Raw genomic sequence first — 2,593 nt, 5'->3', positions numbered from 1 at the left:
GGTTGGTCAGGTCCAGGGTGAGGCCGCGCCGGCCGGCGGTCCGGGCGGCCGCGACGACGAGCTGGACGAAGGTGACGTCCACCCGTTCGATCGCGGCGCAATCCAGCACGAGCCGCGACCCGCCCTCGACCGCCGCGAGCAGGTCGCCCTGGAGCGCCTGCGCGGTCCGCAGCGTACAATCCGCCGGCATCGTGAGGGTGACGTGTTCGGCCATGAGCAATCCGCTGCTGAGGCGCGGCCGGGCTGGCTGCCGCCCGACGCTTAAAGAATCGCGCCCGTTAAAGTTTCCTTGAACTGACCATAGCGGTCGGGATTGTCCGACCCGTCGTGTCGCGATTCCTGTTGAAAACCGCACGGATGGGGCCGATCGCGGATTTTATATTTGGCGAATTCATAGGCTTTGTTTCGATCGGCCTATCCGGCGAGCATTGGTATCCGATCGTATTTCAGCACCAATACACGGATCGTATTGATATTCGGCATTCTTGAGATAGTGGTCATGTCGAAGCACACTGAGTCACATCATCTGCATGATCAGGCGTCATACAGCCTGGAGCATAACTTTTCATTCAGATGAGGCAGCTAGGAACCGGGTGATCGACAGTCCTGCGTTCGAGCCTGTCCCCGGCAAGATCTGGCAGAGTCCGAGGAATACACGGTGATGGTCTTCTGGGGGCGCGCGAATCCGAGGGCCGTTCCGGCGGACGCATTCGAGCCGGGCGCGGCTCAGGTGCCCGAGCGGGACGAGCCCGTCGCCGAGCCGGTGGCGGCGTGTCCGGAGGGCCGCAGCGCGGCCGCCGACCTGCTCCAGGCGCGGCTCGGCCTGTCGGAGGTCCAGCGCCGGACCCTGGACGCGCTGATCGACGAGCTCGGGATCATCTCGGCGGATGTCGAGACGGACGTGCACGGCCTGTCGGACCGGTTCCAGCGCATCGCCGCGACCACGCGGGGCCAGTCCGAGATCGTGCAGGGGCTGGTGACGGCGGTGCAGTCGGTGCGGATCGACGGGGCCGAGCGGCCGCTCGCCGAGGTCGCGGCGGCGCTCGGCGAGATCCTGGCGATGCTCAACGACCGGATCGGCTTCATGGCGTCGCGCGGCGCCACCATGGAGGGCGCGTTGAACGGCGTGCTCGGCGAGTTGTCCTCCGTGGACGGCAGCGTCGCCGAGATCGAGAAGATCAACCGCCAGACCAACCTTCTGGCGCTGAACGCCAAGATCGAGGCGGCCCGGGCCGGGGAGGCTGGGAAGGCCTTCGCGGTGGTCGCCGACGAGGTGCGCAGCCTGGCCGGCACGATCAACGCCCTGTCGGGGGTGATCAAGCAGCAGATCGGCTCGATCGCCGGCGGCCTGCGCAGCAGCCACGCCCTGCTGCACGACATCGCCACCATCGACATGTCGGTGGAGAGCCGCAACGCCGACGCCCGGGTCCGCCTGGTGATGCAGGCCCTGGTCGAGCAGAGTTCGCGCTTCGCCGGCGTGCTGAGCCAGACCGTGCAGACCACCGAGGCGATCACCCAGGACGTCTCGGGCGCGATCGTGGCCATGCAGTTCCAGGACCTCGCCAAGCAGCGGATGCAGAACCTGCAGGCGATCCTGCGGGCGCTTCAGGCGGCCCCGGAGGCGGGCGCCGAGGCGGAGCAGGACTGGGCGGCCGCGATGATCGCCGGCTGCACCCTCGGCGAGGTGCGGGAGCGGATGTCCCGCCGCCTGCTGGGCAAGGCGGCGCCGGCGCCGCCGCACGACGACGACCCCCTGGCCGGCGTCGACCTGTTCTGAATTCGCGTGCGTCTTCGGAACGCGATGAACGTATCTGGTGCTACTACCGAAGGTTATATGGCGAAAAGACCGGATCGGATGCCGGATATTATGATCTCGATCAATAAATATCACATACAGAAAGATTAAACCTAGAGCTTTAGGGTCGTTGCCAAATTAGACCCTTTCAAAAAAATGATATCGTCGGGGAAAAAAGCGAAGGCTTGTGATTTTCAACGGCATCAGGTCTTCATTTTTTAACGGTTTTAAAGTAGGATACGCTCCGATCGGCAGACCGAATCTTGGGTCGATCGCGCGGTCTAGCCTTCGGCCGGCGCCCTCAGCGGGCGCGTGATCGCCCCGGTATATCCGAAGACGGCGCAACGGGATCCGCTCGACGATGACTGATCACGATCCACGCGCGGTGTTCCTGGCGGAGGCCAACGAGCTTCTCGACCGCCTCGAGACCACGCTGCTCGACCTCGGCGACCGGCCCGGCGACACGGCGCTGGTCGACACCGCGTTCCGGGCCCTGCACACGATCAAGGGATCGGGGGCGATGTTCGGCTTCGACCAGGTCGCGGCCTTCACGCACGATTTCGAGACCGCCTTCGACCTGGTCCGGCGCGGCGCGGTGCCGATCAGCGCCGAACTGGTCAACGTCTCGCTGTCGGCGAAAGACTACATCCGCACGCTGATCGAGGATCCCGACGCCACCGCCCCGGTGATCGGCGAGGCGATCCTGGCCGAACTCGAGCGCCTGGTCGGCCGGGCGCAGGCCCAGCCGGCTCAGCGGGCGGGGGCAGAGGGGGCCGCCCAGGAGGCCGCCCAGAAGGC

Annotated in this window: 3 protein-coding genes; 2 read left to right on the top strand and 1 reads right to left on the bottom strand. The window is 65.9% G+C overall.

What is annotated here, in order from left to right:
- Window positions 1-214 (bottom strand): STAS domain-containing protein (locus FV228_RS26555; RefSeq protein WP_147857262.1); only part of this gene is annotated, 214 nt, incomplete at its 3' end.
- A gap of 447 nt (window positions 215-661) precedes the next feature.
- Here FV228_RS26555 and FV228_RS26550 point away from each other — a divergent pair.
- Together FV228_RS26550 and FV228_RS26545 are read left to right on the top strand one after the other, a co-directional pair.
- Window positions 662-1,777: a methyl-accepting chemotaxis protein gene (locus FV228_RS26550; protein WP_147857263.1), complete on the top strand. Its 1,116-nt coding sequence runs from the start codon at window positions 662-664 to the stop codon at window positions 1,775-1,777.
- A 379-nt stretch (window positions 1,778-2,156) separates the two neighbouring features.
- Window positions 2,157-2,593: Hpt domain-containing protein (locus tag FV228_RS26545; RefSeq protein WP_187277926.1), on the top strand; the 437-nt coding region annotated here is incomplete at its 3' end.

It is taken from the genome of Methylobacterium sp. WL18 (assembly GCF_008040015.1).
GTDB classification, from domain to species: Bacteria; Pseudomonadota; Alphaproteobacteria; order Rhizobiales; family Beijerinckiaceae; genus Methylobacterium; species Methylobacterium mesophilicum.
This window is presented reverse-complemented; position numbering and strand designations above follow the sequence as displayed.